Source organism: Paenibacillus sp. 37 (genome assembly GCF_008386395.1).
Classification (GTDB): domain Bacteria; phylum Bacillota; class Bacilli; order Paenibacillales; family Paenibacillaceae; genus Paenibacillus; species Paenibacillus amylolyticus_B.
Genome location: NZ_CP043761.1, coordinates 6,798,897 through 6,820,907, shown reverse-complemented (window position 1 = coordinate 6,820,907; position 22,011 = coordinate 6,798,897). Strand labels below are relative to the sequence as shown.

Annotated in this window: 20 protein-coding genes and 1 pseudogene; 13 read left to right on the top strand and 8 right to left on the bottom strand. The window is 47.6% G+C overall.

Annotated features, from left to right (window positions below):
• Positions 1 to 65: 65 nt before the first annotated feature.
• From F0220_RS29230 to F0220_RS29215, 6 genes and pseudogenes are all read left to right on the top strand, one after another.
• Entirely contained in the window at positions 66 to 1,178 is a 1,113-nt protein-coding gene (locus F0220_RS29230) for a glycoside hydrolase family 88/105 protein (protein ID WP_105600447.1), read from the top strand.
• Positions 1,175 to 2,215, top strand: a complete 1,041-nt coding sequence (locus F0220_RS29225; protein WP_105600446.1) for a pectinesterase family protein — start codon at positions 1,175 to 1,177, stop codon at positions 2,213 to 2,215. Before F0220_RS29230 ends, F0220_RS29225 begins: the two co-directional genes overlap by 4 nt.
• Before the next feature lie 366 nt (positions 2,216 to 2,581).
• A pseudogene (locus F0220_RS33460) lies at positions 2,582 to 2,827 on the top strand (carbohydrate-binding protein); the annotation flags it as partial.
• Entirely contained in the window at positions 2,820 to 2,912 is a 93-nt protein-coding gene (locus F0220_RS33455; protein ID WP_223199812.1) for a transposase family protein, read from the top strand. The pseudogene F0220_RS33460 and the gene F0220_RS33455, both read left to right, overlap by 8 nt.
• Positions 2,909 to 4,186 (top strand): chitinase, encoded by a 1,278-nt coding sequence (locus tag F0220_RS29220; RefSeq protein ID WP_223200023.1) that lies wholly within the window; start codon positions 2,909 to 2,911, stop codon positions 4,184 to 4,186. The genes F0220_RS33455 and F0220_RS29220 overlap by 4 nt, the downstream gene beginning before the upstream one ends.
• Positions 4,187 to 6,286 carry a glycosyl hydrolase family 18 protein gene (locus F0220_RS29215; protein WP_105600443.1) on the top strand — a complete coding sequence of 700 codons (2,100 nt, stop codon included), beginning with the start codon at positions 4,187 to 4,189 and terminating at the stop codon, positions 6,284 to 6,286.
• Positions 6,287 to 6,440: 154 nt separating this feature from the next.
• Here F0220_RS29215 and F0220_RS29210 read toward each other — a convergent pair whose 3' ends face one another.
• Together F0220_RS29210 and F0220_RS29205 are read right to left on the bottom strand one after the other, a co-directional pair.
• On the bottom strand, positions 6,441 to 7,298 hold the full coding sequence (locus F0220_RS29210) for an aldo/keto reductase (protein WP_105600441.1): 858 nt from the start codon (positions 7,296 to 7,298) through the stop codon (positions 6,441 to 6,443).
• A 196-nt stretch (positions 7,299 to 7,494) separates the two neighbouring features.
• Complete coding sequence (locus F0220_RS29205; RefSeq protein ID WP_105600440.1) at positions 7,495 to 8,709, bottom strand: MFS transporter; 1,215 nt, start codon at positions 8,707 to 8,709, stop codon at positions 7,495 to 7,497.
• A gap of 164 nt (positions 8,710 to 8,873) precedes the next feature.
• Between F0220_RS29205 and F0220_RS29200 the strand changes: the two genes are divergently transcribed.
• From F0220_RS29200 to F0220_RS29190, 3 genes are all read left to right on the top strand, one after another.
• Positions 8,874 to 9,269, top strand: coding sequence for a winged helix-turn-helix transcriptional regulator (locus F0220_RS29200; protein WP_017691613.1), 396 nt, complete (start codon positions 8,874 to 8,876; stop codon positions 9,267 to 9,269).
• Positions 9,266 to 9,943, top strand: coding sequence for a TIGR00266 family protein (locus tag F0220_RS29195; protein ID WP_017691614.1), 678 nt, complete (start codon positions 9,266 to 9,268; stop codon positions 9,941 to 9,943). Before F0220_RS29200 ends, F0220_RS29195 begins: the two co-directional genes overlap by 4 nt.
• Before the next feature lie 135 nt (positions 9,944 to 10,078).
• On the top strand, positions 10,079 to 10,540 hold the full coding sequence (locus F0220_RS29190; protein ID WP_036612197.1) for a MarR family winged helix-turn-helix transcriptional regulator: 462 nt from the start codon (positions 10,079 to 10,081) through the stop codon (positions 10,538 to 10,540).
• 143 nt (positions 10,541 to 10,683) lie between these two features.
• On the opposite strand, the gene F0220_RS29185 is transcribed toward F0220_RS29190, so the two are convergent.
• A complete protein-coding gene (locus F0220_RS29185) occupies positions 10,684 to 11,658 on the bottom strand; it encodes an aldo/keto reductase (RefSeq protein ID WP_105600438.1) in 975 nt (324 codons plus the stop codon).
• 112 nt (positions 11,659 to 11,770) lie between these two features.
• Between F0220_RS29185 and F0220_RS29180 the strand changes: the two genes are divergently transcribed.
• Positions 11,771 to 12,814 (top strand): LCP family protein, encoded by a 1,044-nt coding sequence (locus F0220_RS29180; RefSeq protein WP_308737350.1) that lies wholly within the window; start codon positions 11,771 to 11,773, stop codon positions 12,812 to 12,814.
• Between the two features lie 190 nt (positions 12,815 to 13,004).
• Positions 13,005 to 15,593 (top strand): DUF2339 domain-containing protein, encoded by a 2,589-nt coding sequence (locus tag F0220_RS29175; protein ID WP_105600436.1) that lies wholly within the window; start codon positions 13,005 to 13,007, stop codon positions 15,591 to 15,593.
• Between the two features lie 167 nt (positions 15,594 to 15,760).
• Here the strand turns inward: F0220_RS29175 and F0220_RS29170 are convergent, their stop codons facing one another.
• From F0220_RS29170 to F0220_RS32685, 4 genes are all read right to left on the bottom strand, one after another.
• A complete protein-coding gene (locus F0220_RS29170; RefSeq protein WP_105600435.1) occupies positions 15,761 to 16,087 on the bottom strand; it encodes a hypothetical protein in 327 nt (108 codons plus the stop codon).
• Positions 16,088 to 16,143: 56 nt separating this feature from the next.
• Positions 16,144 to 16,647: an SMI1/KNR4 family protein gene (locus F0220_RS29165; RefSeq protein WP_091012456.1), complete on the bottom strand. Its 504-nt coding sequence runs from the start codon at positions 16,645 to 16,647 to the stop codon at positions 16,144 to 16,146.
• Positions 16,648 to 16,779: 132 nt separating this feature from the next.
• Positions 16,780 to 17,382, bottom strand: coding sequence for a hypothetical protein (locus F0220_RS29160; protein ID WP_105600433.1), 603 nt, complete (start codon positions 17,380 to 17,382; stop codon positions 16,780 to 16,782).
• A 490-nt stretch (positions 17,383 to 17,872) separates the two neighbouring features.
• A complete protein-coding gene (locus F0220_RS32685; protein WP_017691624.1) occupies positions 17,873 to 18,028 on the bottom strand; it encodes a hypothetical protein in 156 nt (51 codons plus the stop codon).
• Positions 18,029 to 18,257: 229 nt separating this feature from the next.
• Here F0220_RS32685 and F0220_RS29155 point away from each other — a divergent pair, with 229 nt between their 5' ends.
• Positions 18,258 to 18,929, top strand: a complete 672-nt coding sequence (locus tag F0220_RS29155; protein ID WP_105600432.1) for an FHA domain-containing protein — start codon at positions 18,258 to 18,260, stop codon at positions 18,927 to 18,929.
• A gap of 26 nt (positions 18,930 to 18,955) precedes the next feature.
• A complete protein-coding gene (locus F0220_RS29150; RefSeq protein WP_105600430.1) occupies positions 18,956 to 19,534 on the top strand; it encodes a class I SAM-dependent methyltransferase in 579 nt (192 codons plus the stop codon).
• 171 nt (positions 19,535 to 19,705) lie between these two features.
• Here the strand turns inward: F0220_RS29150 and F0220_RS29145 are convergent, their stop codons facing one another.
• Positions 19,706 to 22,000: a carbohydrate-binding domain-containing protein gene (locus F0220_RS29145; protein ID WP_105600428.1), complete on the bottom strand. Its 2,295-nt coding sequence runs from the start codon at positions 21,998 to 22,000 to the stop codon at positions 19,706 to 19,708.
• Positions 22,001 to 22,011: the final 11 nt, after the last annotated feature.

Genomic DNA, 22,011 nt, shown 5'->3' with positions numbered 1-22,011 from the left:
AGAGTGAAGCGGTCCGTTAGTCATACATGTATTAGGTGGATACAACATTCAAGGAGGAATTGCTTATGCAGGTACAGACGCAGTTATCCTGGTCTGAGCGAATTGCAGCAACGATCATCCAGCAATGTGACGGGGACGGTTATCATGCGTTCCCTTCGGGACGATGGGCATACGTGGAAGGCATGACCTTGATGGCAATGGCACGAACCGGGCAGTATTATGGCAAGCAAGAGTATGTTGATTTTATGAAAAAACATATGGACCTGTATATCCAGCCCGACGGCTCTATTGGCACGTATACTTTGGAAGAATATAATCTGGATCAGATTAATCAGGGGAAAAACCTGTTTGCATTACTGGATGGTGCAGAAGATCAGCGTTACGCAGAAGCGGCACATCTCTTGGCCGCACAGCTTGCAGGGCAACCTCGAACATCGGAGGGTGGCTTCTGGCACAAAAAAATCTATCCATTCCAGATGTGGCTGGACGGCCTGTATATGTCATCTCCCTTTCTATCCGAGTATGCGAAGACATTTCATCACCCCGAGTTATGGGATGAAGTGGCACACCAGATTCTGCTGATCGAACGCCAGACCCGTGATCCCCGGACCGGACTGCTCTATCATGGTTGGGATGAATCAAAGGAGCAGGTCTGGGCCGATTCATCGACAGGGTGCTCGCCACACTTCTGGAGCCGGGCGATGGGCTGGTATGCCATGGCGATTGTGGACAGCGTGGAACATTTTCCCGTGAATCATCCAAAGCGCGGAACCATCATCGGTATCTTCGAACGGATGTGTCATGCTTTGGTGCGCGTGCAGGAGCAGGAGAGTGGGTTATGGTTCCAGGTACTGGATCAGGGCTTCCGCAAAGGCAACTATCTGGAAGCATCCGGGTCAAGCATGTTTGTATATGCACTTGCGAAGGGTGTGCGGCTAAGGTATCTGGAGCCGCATTTCAGAGCTGCGGCCGAGAAGGGATGGCAAGGACTGTCCTCCAGATTGGTGGAGGAGACGGCTGACGGCGTTCGGTTAAACGGGATCTGTCATGGCGCAGGACTAAGCCTGGATCGGGATGGCTCGTACAACTACTATGTAAGCGAAGCGGTTGTAAGCGATTCCTTTATGGGTGTGGCTCCGCTTCTGCTGGCAGCACTGGAAATGGAGCGATTGCCATGACACAGCAGAGATTGCCGAATACAGCATTGGAATCATCGACTCCCTGTCTGACTGTTGCTTCAGACGGGACGGGGGATTATGTGACGATTCAGGCTGCAGTCGATGCGCTGCCGGAGAATGGCATCGGAACCGTTCCAATTCGCGTGAAGGCTGGTGTCTATCATGAGAAGCTGCATATGGAGAAGCCGGGCATCCATCTGATTGGTGACGGGGCGGAGCAGACAATCATTACGTATGATGATTATGCACTTAAGAAGTTCCCGGACGGGTCGCCATATCATACGTTTCATTCCTATACAGCTTTCATTGGTGCCGATGATTTCACGGCAGAGGGGATTTCCTTCGTAAATGCTGCCGGGCCGGGCAAGGAGGTTGGTCAGGCGCTGGCCGTTTACGTAGATGGAGACCGGGCGGCCTTTCGTCGCTGTCGTTTGATTGGTCACCAGGATACGATTTTCACCGGCCCGCTGCCGGAGCAGCCCATGGATCGCAGTTACTTTGGCGGGCCACGTGATGGTGCCGAGCGGCGTAAACTGCGGCAGTATTTCGAGGACTGTTACATCGAAGGCGATATCGATTTTATTTTTGGCTCGGCTACGGTGGTATTTAAGGGGTGCGAGATCTTTACGAAGAATCGCCTGACTGAAGCGGAGGCTGCGGATGGGCAAGTGAACGGCTGGATTACCGCAGCATCTACGCCAGAGGATGTGCGTTACGGCTATGTGTTTCTGGACTGTGATCTGACAAGCAATGCTCCGCCGCAGTCGGTGTATCTGGGCAGACCGTGGCGTCATCATGCCAAAGTCTGTTTTCTGAACTGCTGGATCGGCGCTCATGTGAAGCGGGAGGGATGGCATAACTGGAACAAGACAGATGCAGAGCAGACCGTTCAGTATGCGGAATATAACAGTGCCGGGCCTGGTGCCGGACGTGCTGCTGATCGTGTGACTTGGGCCAAGATGCTGACCGAACAGGAAGCGGCCGAGTACACTGTACCTCTGATTCTGTCCGGCGTGGATGGATGGCAGCCTTTTTAAGGGAGAGGGGAGCAGCGGCAGTAAGATACGCCCTCTTCTCTGCGCAATATCTAACAAGGGTTTTCTTTCAATTCTCCTAAGGAGTTGAACGAAAACCTTTTTTGTGCGCTATATTACATTTTTCGCCCCCAATAGAACTATTTTATCCCTTATCTCTTTTGCATTTTACTGATTAAATACAGGGTGAGGATCTGTAAATTCCCTGTAAAATTTGGATGGTACCTGCAAAAAAAGAACACGAGAGGGAAGGTCCATTTTGGTAAGGGAAGGGAGTGAAGTGACACGCAACATCAGATGGCTGAATGAGGCTGGCTCTAATCGATCACAGATCAGATGCAGGTGGACTATTGAAGTTTTGTTTGCAAGGTGAACGTATCCTTAGTACAGGAGGGATTTTGCTTGAATCAAGCTGTTCGATTCCGCCCAGTCATTACATTTGCTTTGGCATTTCTTCTACTTATTACGTGGTTTGCACCGAGAGCCGATGCCGCCGCCCAGTGGCAGGCAGGCACTGCATACCAGAATGGAGACCTCGTAACATATCAAAATAAAGATTATGAGTGTATTCTAGCCCACACGGCGTTGACCGGATGGGAGCCCTCTGTTGTGCCCGCGTTGTGGAAATACGTCAGGGAAGGTTCGGGAGGGGAAACGCCAACGCCAGATACGGCACCACCTTCTGTTCCAGCGGGTCTGACTTCATCCTCCATCACGAACACCTCCGTGAGTCTTTCCTGGAATGCATCCACGGATAATGTGGGCGTAGCGGGGTATGAGGTGTACCGGAACGGCGTTCTTGTGACAAGTACTTCAACTACAACAGCTGTAGTCACTGGACTGACAGCCAGCACGACTTATGCTTTTACGGTAAAAGCCAAAGATGCCGCAGGCAATATATCCGCTGCGAGCACCTCCCTCAGTGTGACAACTTCCAACGGATCTTCCAATCCTGGGCCAATCAGCAGCAAATGGCTGATCGGCTACTGGCACAACTTCGATAATGGTTCAACGAATATCAGACTTCGTAATGTATCAACAGCCTATGACGTCATTAATGTCTCCTTTGCCGAACCGATTTCACATGGCAGTGGAACGCTTGCTTTTACTCCATACAATGTGACGGTAGCCGAATTCAAATCTGATATTGCCTATCTGCAAAGCCAAGGGAAAAAAGTACTGCTATCCATGGGGGGAGCCAACGGTACCATTGAGCTCACCGACGCGACCAAGAGACAGCAATTCGAAGATTCATTAAAATCAATCATTTCTACGTATGGTTTCAATGGTCTGGATATCGATCTGGAAGGAAGCTCCCTGTCTCTGAATGCAGGGGATACCGATTTCCGTAGTCCAACTACACCAAAAATTGTTAACCTCATCCAAGGCGTGAAAGCGGTTAAGTCACACTTCGGCGCCAATTTCATCCTGACGGCTGCGCCGGAGACGGCCTATGTACAGGGTGGATATCTGAGCTACGGTGGCCCTTGGGGAGCTTACCTGCCAGTCATCCATGCCTTGCGTAATGACCTGACCCTGCTTCATGTGCAGCACTATAACACGGGCTCCATGGTGGGGCTGGATGGACGCTCTTACGCGCAAGGAACAGCTGATTTCCATGTGGCCATGGCGGAGATGCTGCTTCAAGGCTTTCATGTAGGCGGCAGCACAGGCACTTTCTTTAGTGCCTTGCGACCGGACCAGATTGCGATCGGCGTACCGGCCTCCCAACAGGCTGCCGGGGGCGGGTATACCACGGCAGCCGAACTGCAGAAGGCGCTGAACTACCTAATCAAAGGTGTGTCGTACGGCGGTTCCTATACTTTGCGCCAGCCTGCGGGTTATGCGGGGATAAAAGGGATTATGACCTGGTCAATCAACTGGGACGCATATACGAATAACCAGTTTTCGAGCGCACATCGTCCGTTCCTGAACGGGCTGAGTACGCAAACGACAAAGGAGGTTGTGTATTAGATGATACATTTAAATAAACACACTGCTTTCAAGAAAACCGCAAAGTTTCTCCTGGGTCTATCCCTGCTCTTATCTGTTATTATTCCTTCTTTTGTACTCCAACCCGCTACGGCAGCAGCTGCAGATTCTTATAAAATTGTTGGTTACTACCCGTCATGGGCTGCGTATGGGAGAAACTATAATGTAACGGATATCGACCCAACCAAAGTCACGCATATCAACTATGCTTTTGCCGATATTTGCTGGAATGGTGTTCATGGAAATCCGGACCCTTCGGGCCCTAACCCGGTGACCTGGACGTGTCAGAATGAGAAGAGCCAGACAATCAATGTACCGAATGGCACGATCGTGCTTGGCGATCCATGGATTGATACCGGCAAGACATTTGCAGGGGATACGTGGGATCAGCCCATTGCAGGCAATATCAATCAGCTGAACAAGCTGAAACAGATCAATCCTAATCTGAAGACGATCATCTCCGTCGGAGGATGGACATGGTCCAATCGCTTCTCTGATGTGGCTGCGACTGCTGCAACACGGGAGGTATTTGCGAACTCTGCCGTCGACTTCCTGCGCAAATACAATTTTGACGGGGTGGATCTGGATTGGGAGTACCCGGTATCAGGGGGACTTGATGGTAACAGCAAACGTCCGGAGGATAAGCAAAATTACACGCTGCTTCTGAGCAAAATCCGTGAGAAGCTGGATGCTGCCGGAGCTGTGGACGGCAAGAAGTATCTGCTTACGATTGCAAGCGGTGCATCGACCACCTATGCTGCGAATACAGAGCTTGCCAACATAGCTTCCATCGTCGATTGGATTAACATTATGACATACGATTTTAACGGGGCTTGGCAAAAAGTCAGCGCGCATAACGCGCCGTTGAACTATGACCCTGCGGCATCAGTTGCTGGGGTACCGGATGCCAATACATTTAATGTGGCTGCCGGAGCACAAGGGCATTTGAATGCCGGGGTACCAGCCGCCAAACTTGTGCTTGGTGTTCCATTCTATGGCCGCGGCTGGGATGGATGCGCACAGGCGAGCAATGGCCAGTATCAGATCTGTACGGGAGGTTCCTCCGTTGGAACATGGGAAGCAGGTTCCTTTGACTTCTATGATCTGGAGACCAACTACATTAACAAAAACGGGTACACACGTTACTGGAATGACACGGCCAAAGTGCCATATCTCTATAATGCAACCAACAAGCGTTTTATTAGCTATGACGATGCGGAGTCTATTGGATATAAAACCGCTTATATCAAGAGCAAAGGACTTGGCGGAGCGATGTTCTGGGAACTTAGCGGTGACCGGAACAAAACACTCCAAAATAAACTGAAAGCCGATCTGCCTACCGGAGGTACAGTGCCTCCAGCAGATACGACGGCGCCAAGCGTACCCGGTAATGCCCGTTCGACAGGCGTAACGGCAAACTCGGTGACACTGGCTTGGAATGCTTCAACGGATAATGTAGGGGTTACCGGTTATAACGTCTACAATGGTGCCAATCTTGCTGCCTCCGTCAACGGAACGACTGCAACGATCAATGGGCTTACCGCAGGGACTTCTTATACTTTCACGATCAAAGCAAAAGATGCGGCAGGTAATCTGTCTGCAGCCAGTAATGCTGTAACCGTAAGCACCACGACTCAGCCGGGAGGTGATACGCAAGCGCCAACTGCACCGACGAACCTGGCATCGACAGCGCAAACGGCATCCAGCATAACGTTGAGCTGGGCGGCATCTACGGATAACATGGGTGTAACGGGTTATGATGTGTACAATGGAACGGCTCTGGCAACATCCGTGACTGGAACGACAGCAACGATCAGCAGGCTTGCAGCGGATACCTCATATACATTTACGGTAAAAGCAAAGGATGCGGCGGGTAATGTTTCTGCTACGAGCAATGCGGTGACTGTGAAAACGGCAGCAGGAACGACAAATCCGGGCGTTTCCGCCTGGCAGGCGAATACAGCCTATACTGTAGGACAACTGGTCACGTATAGCGGCAAGACGTATAAATGTTTGCAGGCCCACACCTCCTTGCCTGGGTGGGAACCATCCAATGTCCCTGCATTGTGGCAGGTTCAATAGTTAAAAAATGGATTACCACATTTTGAATTGAAACGTGCAGTTTTAGCGGGTCTTGGCTACAGGGAAGAGAATATAACGAAAAACCACCGGCTCCTGGTCCGGTGGTTTTTCGTTATGTTATGTCAAACAAAGCAGTCTCCAAAAAGGTTATTCATTAGAAATCGAAGTTGTCCGGATCAGGTCCAACGCGTACATCTTCGTTCAGAGCACTGATCTGATCCATCTCTTCATTTGAAAGTTCAAAGTCGAAGATGGAGGAGTTCTCAATAATCCGCTGTTCCTTGGTGGACTTCGGAATGGTAATGACTCCATTTTGCAGATCCCAACGCAGGATTACTTGTGCAACCGATTTGCCTTTGGCTGAAGCAATCGCCGTGAGCACTGGGTTGTCCAACAGCTGACCTTGCATCAGAGGCGACCAAGCTTCAAGCTGGATACCATTCTTTTCACAGAAAGCCTTAAGCTCAACCTGAGTCAGGCGAGGGTGGTATTCCACTTGATTGATCATCGGTTTCACTTTGGCATCCTGCATCAGGTCTTCGAGATGATGAATCTGGAAGTTACTCACACCGATGGCCTTAATACGGCCGGCTGCGTACAGTTCCTCGATTGCTTTCCAGGCTGCTTTGTATTTGCCGGCCTTAGGCCAGTGAATCAGATACAGGTCCAGGTATTCCAGTCCCAGTTTGTTCAAGGTTGTATCAAAAGCAGCAAGTGTCTCTTCATATCCGAGGTCTGCATTCCATACTTTAGATGTAACAAACAGTTCTTCGCGTTTCAGGTTGTTTTCTTGCAAAGCTTCGGCAATCGCTTGGCCCACACCGGCTTCATTGCCGTATATTGCAGCAGTATCAATGCTGCGGTATCCATGTTTGATCGCATTTTTCACGGCTTCAATCAGTTCAGATCCTTCTTCTACCTTAAATACACCAAGTCCGAACCAAGGCATAGAAACACCGTTATGCAGAGTTACTGTGGATTGTAAATGTTGTGCGGTTTGAGCTGTTGTCATGAGATTTCCTCCTTAAAGTGTGTAAAAATCAGTCATATTAAGCTGAATTTTTGTTGTTTTATCATACAAAATTAAATCATAGTAGATCAAATTGGGTTCAACGTATTATAGTATAATAAAATACCGTGTGAAACCGGTTCCCCTTGAAGGCTGGAACTGATATATATAAGAGTGAGACCCATGGTCGGAATGGAAATTAGAACGAAGCTTTTTCCATTTCGACTGATGCATGTTGATCCTTGCTTTCCAGCATTTTAGCCCAAACGGTCAGGATTACAGCTACGAGAACCATCAAGGCACCGACCCATGTCGTGTGAATCAAACCGATGGAATCATTGATCACGCCACCCAAATAGGCACCTATAGCGATCCCTGCATTAAATGCGGCGATGTTAAAGGCTGAGGCTACATCCTTGGCCTGTGGTGCATATCGTTCAGCCAAGGTTACAACGTACATCTGAAGACCAGGCACATTCATGAAGGCGAGCAGACCCATACCCATAATGGTAAGTAGTGCTGCCAACTTGAATGGGACCGTAAAGTACATGATGCCCAGAATGATGGTCTGAATGATGAACATGTAGAAGAGCGCCTTGAGCGGGTTGCGATTGGCTGCTCTGCCGCCGATGATGTTGCCAACAGCGATGGCTATTCCGTACAACAACAGAATGAACGCTACTGTTTTCTCGGAATAACCGCTAATATCATGCAACAACGGGGACAGATACGTAAACACAACAAATGTTCCTCCGTACCCAACAGCAGTGATGGCAAAAGCAAGCAGCAAGCGTCCACCTGTAACCAGCTTCAGCTGATCCCGAAATGCCGTCCGTGTTCCTCGCTTCAACGTGGATGGCACGAGTATCAGGTTTCCGATCATTGCAATGATGCCAACCCCAACAATCAGGATAAATGCAGCGCGCCAGCCCCAATGTTGACCGATAAGTGTACCCAGAGGTACACCGGTTACTGTGGCAATGGTTAGACCGGAGAACATGATGGCAATGGCACTCGCCCTACGGTTGGCAGGCACCAGATCGGCTGCAATCGTGGAGCCAATGGACATGAACACCCCGTGTGCCAGAGCGGATACTACCCGTGCAATGAGTAACATGGTGATGCCCGTTGATAGTGCAGCCATCGTGTTACCTGCAATGAAGACTATCATGATGGCAAGCAATAGCGTTTTGCGTGATATGGTAGACGTCAGTGAAGTCAGAACAGGAGCTCCAAAGGTAACGCCCAATGCATATAAAGTAACGGTCAGTCCCGCTGAAGTTACGGAAATGCCCAGGTCATCTGCAATGAGGGGCAGTAGCCCAACGCTGATAAATTCTGTGGTACCGATCGCGAATGCACTAATGGCCAGTGCTAGCAGTGCCCACGTGCTACGCTTTGAATCTTGTAACATTTCTTGCTCAACTCCCCCGAATGTAGATTTACGTACCGGCAAATGCTATTATGAGTTATTCGGTATAGATTGAATAGTACGTACTTTTTAGTACCCTACGTACTTTTTGGTGCCTATACAGCATGCGACGGATGTAATCCAATTCATCAGGGAGGAAGCAAGTTATGGTTAGAAAAAAATATAACATCTCGGTTGAAGCTACCCTAGAAGTGATCGGTGGCAAGTGGAAATGCGTGATTCTTTGCCATCTGACACATGGGAAAAGACGAACCAGTGATCTCAAGCGTATTATGCCCGCAATTACACAGAAAATGTTAACACAGCAACTGAGAGAGCTTGAAAACGACGGAATCGTAAACCGAATCGTATATAATCAGGTCCCTCCCAAAGTAGAATACGAATTGAGTGATTACGGGCGGAGTCTTGAACCAATTCTCAATGCGCTCTGTAATTGGGGAGATCAACATATTGTGAAGGAATACGGAGACAAATCAGCAGTTCTGGAAGACAATGGACTCAACGATTTTAACTCTGACAATAGGGAGCTGGTGCAACCGTGAACTATGAGATTTTATATGATGGTGCTTTTGCAATGCTCAAGGTACATTTGCAGCGGGGAGAGCGGTTCAAGGCCGAAAGTGGTGCGATGGTATCCATGACGCCTACGGTTGAACTGAAGGGTTCAGCAGAAGGCGGGATGTTTGCCGGGTTCGGTCGGATGCTGAGCGGAGAGAAGTTTTTCTTTCAGGAATTGACGGCTGCGGGTGGGTCGGCAGAGATTCTGCTCTCACCTTCAAGCATGGGTGATGTAGAAGCTGTTGAATTAGACGGTTCCTATTCACTCTATGTGCAGAAAGACGGATTTCTGGCAGGAACCGAGGGCATCCAGGTGAATACCAAAATGCAAAACCTGAAAAAAGGTCTCTTTTCGGGAGAAGGTTTCTTCATTATTGAGATCAGCGGACGTGGAACTGTATTTCTGTCTTCCTATGGTGCCATCCATGCGATTAATCTGGCAGCAGGTGAAGAAATGATCGTGGATAACGCCCATTTGGTGGCATGGCCACATTATGTAGATTACCGTATTGAGAAAGCTTCACAGGGCTGGTTATCCAGTGTTACAAGTGGAGAAGGACTGGTATGTCGGTTCCGGGGTGAAGGAACCATTCTTATACAGAGCCGCAATCCGCAAGGATTCGGACAATGGGTGAAGCAGTTTATCCCTGCGCGCTAATCATTTTTTTGAGAAAGAACACACAGAGTTGCAACGGATATGTTTCCATCATCGTTATATGAATAATGGATTTTACTTCATTGACTGACGGGTACATATTCTGTTGCATAAGGTCGCACATCATGGAGGTATGAGATGACAAGCTCACGGTATAAAAACGCACAAGAAAGCCCGGGATATCTGTTATGGCAAGTTACAGCCATGTGGCAAAAGGAAGTACGCAGGGTGCTGGAGCCCCTCGAACTGACACAACCTCAATTTGTATTATTGCACGCCTGTTTGTGGCTCAATGAACACGATGAGGAAGGCAAAGGAGTTACTCAGGTTCAAATTGCTCAGTTTGCCAAGGTGGATGTTAACGTGACTTCTCAGGTTCTACGTGCGCTTGAAAAAAGGGGATTAATTACCCGCGCTCGTCATCAGACAGATACGCGTGCCAATATTATTACAACAACGGAAGAGGGAACCCGATTGGCTGTGGAGGGAATTCATCTGGTCGAGGAATCGGACAAGGCATTTTTCGAAACTTTGGATGAACGTAAGGGAGAGTATTTGGAGATTATGCAAGAGTTTCTTCGCCAAAAAACAGAGAGTTGATCCGTAATATATCTTTTTTTAATGTATTAAACTACAGAATGTAGTGGAACTGGAAAATTTTCTGATTATTAATAATTATAGCCCTCTGTAAAATACAAATAGACCTCCTGACTTCATCTTGTCGGGAGGTCTATTTCGGTTGCTCAATCGATTCGATAGGACGCAAACGGCTCGCGGCGACGGAAAGAGTCACTGATCTGGTCCAGATCGGCCAACAGCTCATCGGGCAGTGACATGTCCAGACTAGCCAGATTATGTTCCAGCTGTTCGGTGCGTGTAGCGCCCACAATCACTGTAGATACAGCCGGACGTGTCAGTAGCCATGCGAGCGACAGAACACTCGGGAAGCATCCATATGAGGCAGCTTTAGCACTCACTTGTTCACTCAGTTGGATATTATGCTCCAGCAGGAAACGGTTGAAGGACGGATCGGTGTCTGCTCTGGAACCAGAAGGCACACTAGTCTGTCCGTTATATTTACCGGTTAGAATACCACCTGCCAGCGGGAAATACGGGATAACGCCTACACCCTGATCGAGACACATCGGTACCAGTTCAAGCTCGGGTGTACGGTCTGCCAGAGAGTAGCTGGTTTGGGTGGAGATGTAGCGCACATAACCTTTCTGTTCACTGATGCCTAAAGCTTTCATCAGCTCCCAGGCTGCGTAGTTGGAGGCTCCGATGTAACGGACTTTGCCGGAAGTGACCATATCATCCAGTGTGCGCAGTGTCTCATCCAGCGGTGTATGCGGATCAAAAGTATGGATCTGGTACAGATCCACATAATCCGTTTGCAGGCGCCGCAGGCTATGTTCCAGCTCTTGTTGCAGGTGGTAGCGGGAGGAACCCCGCCCATGGGGACCGTCATGCCGGGGAAGTCCGGCTTTGGTCGCAAGCACCGCGTTTTCCCGACGACCTGTGAGAGCCTGTCCAATGATGCGTTCTGATTCCGTACCTGCGTAGATATTGGCGGTATCGATAAAGTTGATGCCCTGATCCATCGCTGCATGAATAATGCGGGTAGAAGCTGCTTCATCCGCGCGTTTACCAAACGCATTGGTGCCGAGCCCCAGTGCCGACACACGCAAACCACTATTGCCCAAACGTCGATACTCCATCCTTTATCGCTCCCTTTATGCTTGTTTATGTATAGCAGATTATAACGTAATCTATTGAAAACGTGTTATTAATATAGTTAAATGATTCTAAGAACCCGTTATTAAAGGAGATATGATGGAAAACAGTGCTGCACATTTAACAAGACGGAAGCCGAAGAAACCGAAGAAGAAATGGAAGAAGCCATTGATCATCACCCTAAGTGTGCTGCTTGTGCTCGGAGGACTCGGATTTATCTATCAAAAGCAACTCGTCGTGTTTGCCTTTAATTTGTTCGCTTCAGCTACGGTGAAGGAAGCCTTGGATGACTCCTTTGTACCAGCTGGCGATAAGGATGCCCCTGTCGTGGAACATACCGACCCGTTCTCATTGTTGCTGCTGGGAATTGACCAACGCGATAATGAACCAAGCCGTTCGGATACCATCATCTATTCCGTCGTGCGTCCAGAAGACAATAAAGTGCTGCTGCTGTCCATTCCACGTGATTCCTATACCGAGATTGTCGGCCGGGATGTGAAGTCGAAGATCAACTCAGCATATGCCCACGGTGAAGCCAAGATGGCGATGGATACGGTGGAGAATTTGCTGGGGAACAAAGTGGATTTCTATGCCGCGATTAATTTTAATGGGCTCAAGGATATTGTTGATGCGGTGGGTGGCGTTGAACTGCCGATCAAAAAAAATATTGAGAACAAGCTCAAAATTCATGAGAAGCTGTTTGTTGAAGCGAATAAACCGATCTATAGCGGTGAAGAAGCGCTTGGATATGTGCGTTACCGGGAAGATTCCGATTTCAATCGTACGATGCGTCACCGGATTTTTCTAAGTGCCTTCATGAATCGTGCGCTGGAGGTCAAAAATCTGACCAAGATCCCGGACGTCATCCAGATTGCCGGATCGAATTTTACAACCAACATGACCTCGGACTTTATCGTGAAATTTGCCGAGTCCTTATATATGAAAGATAGCATACCAACGATCAGCAATTACATGCTGAAGGGTGAGGGTGCAACGCGCAGTGGCACATGGTACTACGATCTGTCGGAGGACGATCTGCAGTATGTGCGTGGCATGATCGCCAGTTGGCTGGACCCGGATGCGACTGAGATAATTGAGCCCGAGTCAGCCGACCAATCGGAGACGAGTGATGCGGCCTAAGATCCATTCTTGTGCAAAATGCTCATATGAATATAAGTCGGGAGAAGCGGTTGCTTCCCGGCTTTTTTTGCGTTTGAGATCCTTCGATTGAAATATTGCACAGATATATCTAATGTTTAAACCTCTTTTTATGGCATACATATAGTAAAATATAGGGAAAAGATTAAACATCAACCAACGGAGGAAGCTCATGAAGGAGTTTAAGGAACGGCTTGGGCAGGTTCAGGAGCAGCAGAAACAGCTGGCGAAGGAGTATCATGCCCTGCTCCAGGAATACCAATCCGATGATCTGATCGTTCAGAATGAACAGTTACAGGAACAGTATGAAGCTCACAAACTCAAGCTGCAACAGCTCGAACTTCGCTCGCGCAAGATGGAAGAAGAGAATGCACGTCTTCGCATGGCGTTATCTGAACAGATGTTGGATGAGAAGCTTAATCTGATCCGGGTATCGCGGGAGAAGATGGAGACGTATTTTCAAGGAAAAACAGCGGTACATAACGATCGAATTGCATCTCATGAACATCGAACCAAATCCAGCCTGAACGCGCTGTACAACCAGGCAGCACAGGAGTTGCAAGAGGATTCACACGAGGTGAAGGAAAGGATTGCTTACCTTGCGGCAGAGGTGAATGAGCGTATTGAATCGCACAAGCGGGCCGTACAGGAGAGAGAAGAGGCTCTGCGTGGGCACATGGAGCGTGGATATGAGCAGATGGCGGAGGAGGGATTAAGCGAAGAGACTATTCAACGCCGGATCAAGCAGAATCGCATGGAGATGAAGATTGGACTCAGCTGGATCAACAAAGTAGCCATCCTGCTCCTCATTCTGGGGGTTGGAGCAGCGTTCCAATACTCGTACTCGACCTGGTTTAATGACGAGATGAAGAGCGGAGCCTTTTTCCTGCTTGGTGCTCTGATGCTTGCTGGAGGAGAGTGGCTGTTCCGCCGTAAAAAGCAGACGTTTGCGATGGGCCTGCTTGGCGGTGGGATCTCCGTCTTGTTCGGGTCCATCTTCTATAGTTACTTTTTGCTGCATATTATCGGGTTATATACGGGACTTGCCCTGTCTGTATTGGTTTCGGCAATCTCCGTATTGTTGTCCCTAAGGTATCAGTCGAAGACCATATGTTCATTGGGTCTGGTAGGCGGATATCTTCCGCTATTCTCCTATATGTTCTCGTTCGGACTTGAGGGCACTGCTGTCTATGTAGCCATGATCTATCTGCTGCTCTTGAACGGCATTATTGTGTTCATTTCGTTTGGCAAACGGTGGCCGGTAGTGCACTATATCAGTTTCCTGTTCAACACACCATCCATGCTTATCCTCTTGTGGCTGTCGCCAAGTGAGAAGATTGGCATGTTGTATTCCATTGTGACGTTTGCATTATATCTGGGCATTACACTGGCATATCCGTTCAAACATCGGATGAAGTTAACCTGGTGGGATTTCGCTCTGCTGGCTATGAATACGACCATCAGTTGCCTGATGTTATACGTGTTATTTGATGTGGCGGATTGGAATGATGCTCAGGGCTTGTTGGCATTAATCTTCTGCCTGGTATATCTTGGTCTCGCACGATTCGTTCAGCGCAATATGGCTCAGGAGAAACAGACCATTCTGCTCTTCTATATCACTTCCCTGACCTTTGCCATTCTGATTATTCCGTTCCAGTTCGGGGCCAAGTGGTTATCGATGGGCTGGTTAATTGAAGGGGTTCTGCTGGTTACGCTTGGACATCTGAAACGGCTCAAATCGGTGGAACGTGCCGGATGGGGCATTGTGCTTCTATGTCTAATCACTTTCGTGTACTATGACCTGCTGGCGCTATTCTTCATCGGGGAACGTTCTTACTTCATGTTAAAATACTCCAGCATTACGCTGGGTACCCTGCTGATTACACTGTATTATGCCTGGGCAGTTCACAGCAGCTCATCTGCCAGGGAGAGATTCAACTACAGCCCGCTGGAGCTGGGCTTCCTGAACGGATTCAAGTATGTGACACTCGCCAATCTGTGGTTATACGTGCTGTATGAATCGAATGAATTGTATACCAGAGCTGTGGATGGGACGTTCCTGTTATACATGTTCTACAAGCTGCTCATGTTTGCAGCGCTGACCATTGCATTGGCCTATGGATTGAGCAAAGTGAAGTTGTTGCGTGATCCATACGTACAGATGTATACCACTTTCCTGCATGCCATTGGTTGCTGTATTGCACTGGCTGTCACCTTAACCATGCCAGCGCTTCAGCCGGAAGTTCAGCAGCATACAGCGGCAGAGATTGTTGGTTTGCTGGTGCTAATTATCTTTAACGTAGGGGTATTCTTTGCAGGAAGGGATCTGCTGATTGCAGGCATCCGCGGGCAGTTCAAGAGCATTGAATGGTACCCGGTTATCGCAGGGGTATATCTGCTAGGGGTCATCACCGTATTCCTGACGATCCAGTTCCAGTGGGGTGATGTGGGGCTGATGTTCAGCCTGATCTATCTGCTGCTCGCGATTCTCTATATTGCCTATGGATTCCGTAGAAAATATGTCATGATTCGGCGTCTGGGCCTTGGCCTAACGTTGTTCGCTACGGGTAAGATGGTGTTCTATGATGTGGGGATGCTAACCTCGGGCAGCAAAATCTTTGCCTACTTCAGCTTCGGTGTGTTGCTGCTGGGCATCTCTTACCTGTATCAGAAGGTGTCGAGTCGGATGGAGGAAATACATTCCAGAGAGACAGCGAAGCCTGACGACGAACCGACTATGCCGGAGGATGAACAAGATTGATATAATGATTCTACTTTCAGCGCATGATATGTTATCAATGTATTACGAGGAGGGGGGGGGCACCCTGTAAGGAGAGGCTTAAACTACTGCTCTTACTGATGTATATTTTTATTTGAACTATATGGAAGGACTCCAGAAGTATTTCAAATCCGGAGTCCTTCCTCAATTTAATCCTTGTTCTTAATCTCAGCGACGACTTGAAAGCCGTTTGCTTTTCCATTAAGATATCCTTGCTCATAGTAGTCTATGCCATCAGGGGTTATAGTTACTGCAACTGTCTCCGGGTCATTCTCTACGGGCTGTGCAACGATAAATCCTCTGTCTAGCAGATATGAGATGGCCCTGTGCTTTTCTATGTTTTCCTTTTGGTAGAATCTATTTTTCGGTAAAAGCATCGCGGGATTTTCAGTAAACCAAGCTGAATATATTTGCTCCGTAATATCGTACCTTTCTTGTATCCTCTCTTTAATTTGAATCTCTCTTTCATCGAGCATACGCACACCTCCGCAAATTAAGCTATAATTACGGGTCAGACTACTGATCATATCTTTTATTCTTCAAAACTACGCTTTGTTTTCCAATACCAGAACTTCTCGCCCTGAGAGATTATAAACCGTTCTAACCATGTCTCAAAGTTACTGTAAAAAGATCCCGTATGTTCAACAGAATATAAACTCTCACAAAGCAACAGATATTGCTCATCACCTGAACTCCAAAGCTCTAAATCAATTAGGATTCGATCATCAAGAATATTGGCGACTACAATCTTATTATCTGATGCTTCATTGTAATGTATAACATCTTGGGCTGAATATAAGAGGCTCTCCCCGCCATATTCAGGGTCTTCAAACAAGGACGCTCCATTACATAATTGTAAAAAGCTTATGTAATCCGGAGGTAAAGGAGTAGAAAAATACTCCGAAAGCTCTTTAATTTTATCTTCGGATGCACCTGGTTTGAATTTATTCCTAGCAGTCATTTTCCCAGTAGGAGCAAGTATTTCAATTCGACCATTATTTTGGTCCGACCATTCCTTAAATACTTTAATTAACATTTACATAGCCTCCTCAAAAAAACTGGAGCTGTCCAAGGCCCTTTCTGGTTTGAAAATTATATTCACAGGAATTTTCAGAATCAATTATAGGGAATCTCTCCTGGAAATTAGCACGAAACTAATCACATAACCTTAATTTATTTTATCCGAGATTTTCTTAAGCTCAAAGATAGTTGCCTCTGATAACAAGATAAGCTTCTCGTTATTAACAACAAAAAAACTTAAACTTACAGGTATACTAATTTTTGTAGAAGGATTACTTACACCTATTGCTTTTACGACATCATTTTTATTTAAGTTTGGAATATCTAATTTATATAATCTATAAAAAGAATCTGAATTATTGCAGGTCGCTGTAAACTCATATAATGGGTTTCTTAGTTCAGTTTGATATCTACTGTAGTTTTTAATTCCTTTTGATGAAAATAAGTCTTTTTTGATGATTATTTCATCACCAATAAATTTTTGACCTGTTGGATATTCTGAGGCATCATTATATGAATTTGCAAATCCTAAAAGCTTCTCAACGTTCCAAGTTCCATAGAAATATTTTTCAGTTTCACTATCCAAACTTGTACGTTCTAGAGAACAATACTCATTATTTTGCTGTGTTGTTACTTGTTTACTCGGGGACTCACCCGAACCTTGCATAACCGATGCGGGATTACCTGATCCACCACATCCTGAAAGAAAAACGATACATGACAACATCAATACACCAATCTCTTTTTTCACCTATGATCTCCTTTCATAGACCTAGCAGAAAGTATATCAAAGAAAATGAAACCATGAATGACATATGATTAACATTATTTATAATTTGAGTTAAATTTATGTTATATAATCCTCCAGAAAAGTCGTTCCTCGATAATCGAAAAGCACCTAACAGAAATCTACTTGCAAGTGTCTATACTCTACCCCTTAATACCGTGATTAAATGGAGAAATTGTTGGGTTGAAAGGTGGAGAGGAAACCAAAATCACAAAACTAAAAAATGTCACTAGCACAAATGGCTGAAATCCATCTGCGTGCCGGGCAGTTTATGATTGAAGTCATGCAATCATCTATACTTTCGGTATTGTTTTACAATCCAAAATAAGGCTCCGGGCTGCTGTGACCAGCAATCTGGGGCCTTATTGAATTGTTTTAATTTGGATTCGATGCCATAGCTTATTATGACATTCGTGAAACGTTTTGCGCGGAGATCACGTTATAATAGAGTAGACTAGGGCTGGATCTTCATTTGTAACCACGAGGTTTCGGCAGCTGATGTGCCTTTCAGTGATTCTCCGCCATCATCGTTCATACGGGAGAGCACGGTTAATGTCATGGACAGGGCAAAGGCGAGCAATACGTATATGAAAATGTTTTTTTTGTTCATGGAAAGGTACCTCTCTTGTTGAATGAGCTAAAGTGGGTATCCGGCCGTCATGAGAAAAAAAGCACAACGTCTGGTATAGTAGAGTGAGTAGAACAAATATAAATCGTTCCTGTATACCACTATATTGAACTATAGCGGTGCAAACAATGGAACAAATCTGATGATCTTATCATTATTGTTTACGAGATGTATATAGAGATCGAGTGATCGTTGAAGGTGGGAGAATAACATGCGGGAGACGGCAAAAATCGTCATTCGTACGCCAGGGCAGGAAAGTGACGGCTCGTTCGCTTATGTAAGCCAGGGTCGCTCCATTACGGTGGGACGTTACACAGGCGGTAGTGAATTGGACTTGTCTGTTTATAATCAGATGATATCGAAGCGGCATTGCCGCATTCATTATGATGTACAGCAACAGTTATGGATTGAGGATCTGGATAGCAAAAATGGAACCGAACTGAACGGGCAGCGCCTCGTTCCCTATGAGAAATATCCGTTTGGCGAAGGAGACAGCCTGACGCTCGTCAACGGCTTGATTCAGCTTCGCGCTGAAGGGGATCTTGGAGAGACGAGGGAGTATCGTGTGTCGGATCTGCTGGGTGAGGGTGTACGCTTGCAGGATCATTTGCAGACCGTGCAGATTGGTGAAGTGGAGATTCCGCTGTCCAAGAAGGAATATCAGCTGTTCAAGCTGCTGTATAGCGAACTTGACCACTTTGTGACAAGGGAACAGATTGTGGCTCAGGTGTGGCCAGAGCGGAGCATGCTGGAGAGTGAAGCGGTAGGGATCGACGAGATTAACTCGCTCATCTATCGGACGAATCGCAAGCTGGGTGTACACTTTACCATTAAGTCCGTTTATAAAAAGGGTGTATATATGAAGTCTCATGTGCCGGAATGAATGAGTCATAACAAAGGGATGAGTTCATGTTCATCATTTACCTGATTCCATGGCTGATTGCCGTGGTGACATTGATCGGTGTCATATCCATCGTACTTGTTAGTTGGAAAAACGGGATTTCCCCGATGCCCACATCCGGCCGCGTTAGGCAGGTGGTCATTCAAGAGGTGAACCGGATTCCCGGGTACGGGGATGTGCTTGAAGCAGGTTCCGGATGGGGTACACTGGGACTGGATGTTGTAAGGCACTGTCCTGGTAAAAGGCTGACCGGGATTGAGAATTCGAGAATTCCCTTATGGTCTTCCCAATTCATTGCGTATCTCAGTGTTCGCTTACGTCGAGCGAAGGGAAAACAGCACTCTCTTAAGGGTAGGCTGCGCTTCATGCGCGGGGATATATACACCAGTTCCTATGAACATGCGGATTGTGTGATCTGTTATCTGTTTCCGGGAGCGATGAACCGACTTCTGGACAAATTCAGTCGGGAGCTTCCGCCGGGTGCCAAGGTGATTAGTGTCTGTTTTGCGCTCCCGGGTAAGGAACCACTACGTACGATTACATGCCGGGATGCCTTGCGTACCAAGGTGTATGTATACTCGTTCTGAGAAAAAGAGTACATCCGCTGCACCTTGGGCAGAGGGCTATGATTCCCTGTAATTCTGGTCCAGAAGAATAACGAAAGAAAGCTCCGAACTCACATAACGTGAATTCGGAGCCTTTTTTGTTTCGCCTGCGCCTGAGAAGCGAGTTATGCGCTATGGCTCAGGACATGATGATTATTTTGCAGAATCCGTAGTGCCTGTGCTGTCGGATGTTGTACCGGATTGCGTCCGATTTCTGCCACCTCCGAATCCGCCTTGGCCACGACCTCCGCCAGGACCACCCATACCTGTATTGGCTGTGGTCACACCAGATTCATTCACCCAAGTTACATTGCTGGTCGATTGGAATGCAACCACTTGTGTTCCGCCACTGTAAGTACCGTCTGTGTAGAGCCCATCCACTGCTTTATCTGTAGACGTACCACCGGAGTAGATTACATAGGAGCCGTCTTTTTTCAGATCCGGGGAGCTGACAACCACAGTTTGATAATCTTTTGCCGGAGCAAACGTCAGAATGTTGTTGCCTTCACTGTCTTGTACATGTACAAGTGTTCCAGCTTTTTGCGTTGCAGGGAATGTCATTACAATGGTATTTTGCGTAGACGCATCGGATGCTCCTTGTGCCATACCAGAGCTTCCGGCAGCCACGAGGTATCCACCGCTGATTACAAATGTACCGTCATAATCCAATGCTCCGTTACCGTTATCCGTTGGTCCGTTCACAATAACCGTACCACCGGTCATGGTAATGGAACCATTGGAATCCAGTCCGTCACCACCTGCGTTCACGGTAAGTGTACCGCCGTTAATGTGGAACTCGTTATTACTCGCCGCTCCCATTCCGCCCGGTCCACGTCCTTGCTGAGTAGCAGCTGTACCTTGGGATGCCTGATCGGTAGTCGATGTTGTACCCGTCGTTTCGGTTACAGAGATGTTGGATGTCGTAGCAGCATCGGTTGCTGTAGTAGCGCTATCTGTACTTGCCGCTGTATTCGCAGTTGTTTCCGTCTCGCCACCTGCAGCATTGACGCCATCATCGGATGCTGTTACATCCACATCCCCATCGTTCAGGGTGATGATTGCTCCTTCAAGTCCTTCATAGCTCTTCGCAATGGTGATGGTGCCACCGTTAATCGTCAGTTCCTGATCGGCATGAATGCCGTCATCACCGGATTGAATGTTGAATGTTCCGTCGTTAACTGTCACGTTATTGTTGCTGTGCAGGGAATCATCCATGGAATCAATGGTATACGTACCGCCATTCACCGTAAGGTCAGTACCTGCTTTCAGTGCTTTGGCACTTGTGGACTCGGTTGCTGTTGCAGCAGTGTCCGCATCGGCATTGGTATCGGTTGTTGCTGCTGTGTTGGCAGAGCTGGACGCTGCTTCGCTGTTTGTATTAGCACCTGCATTGCCGCTGTTATTAGGCATCTCCGGCATATCTGCAGGAGGTTCGCCATCTGGTGGTGTGCCCATATCGGTTGGAGGTGTTCCGCCACCCCATCCACCGCCGCCACCAAATGGACCTTCTTCGACTTTGGCTGGAGCATTGGCGCTACCGCCAGCAGTCACAATGTTGTATGTGCCGCCATCCGCAACAAGTGCGGTTTCGGCTTGAATACCGTCGTTACCACTTTGAATATCGAAGGTACCTCCTGCGATGGCAACGAAACCTTTGGTGGTATCCGTGTCATTGGTGGATTTGATGCCGTCACCTTCGGCTTTAATGGTAATCGTACCCACTTGAATAGCGACCATGTCTTTACCTTTGATACCGTCATCGGCTGCTTTGACACTGATGCTACCGCTGATGATCTTCAGATCATCCTTGCTCGTAATCCCTTCATTATAGTTACCTGTGACGGTCAATTGACCTGCACCGTTGAACGTAAGATCCGCTTTGCTGAAGATTGCAGCATCCGGTTCGTCTGTTGTAGCGTCAGCGTACACATACGTTTTACCATCGGATACGGTATTCTTGGTTCCTTTTTCGAGTGTAATCACCGCTTTACCGGCCTTCTGAATATAGATTGCGGCACTGTCATTATCATGGATCGTAGCTCCGTTTAATACTAGATGTACGGTGCCCTTATCGGCAACGTTGACCACGATCTGACCGTCGGTTAGCTCACCGCTAAGTACATAAGTACCTGCTTCCGTAATTGTTACTGAGCCATTGGCTGCTTTGGCGCCCGAACCGGTTACCGTTGCCGTTGTGCCGTTCAACTTAATCGCTGTGGAATCTGCCTCGCTCCAGCTAATGTTGGTATCGTCAGCATCCAGAGAGACCAGATCTGCATATTTCACAGAGGTTTGCTCGCTGACCGATACCGTTTTGGTTGTTCCTGTCGTTGACGTTGCGGCATTGGCGGTTGTGCTTGTCGTTGCTGGTGAACTGCATGCAGCGAGTAGGCTGGTAATCATGGCGATGGACCACAGTTTGCTGCCTGTTATCATGTTTTTCTTCATATAGATCGTTC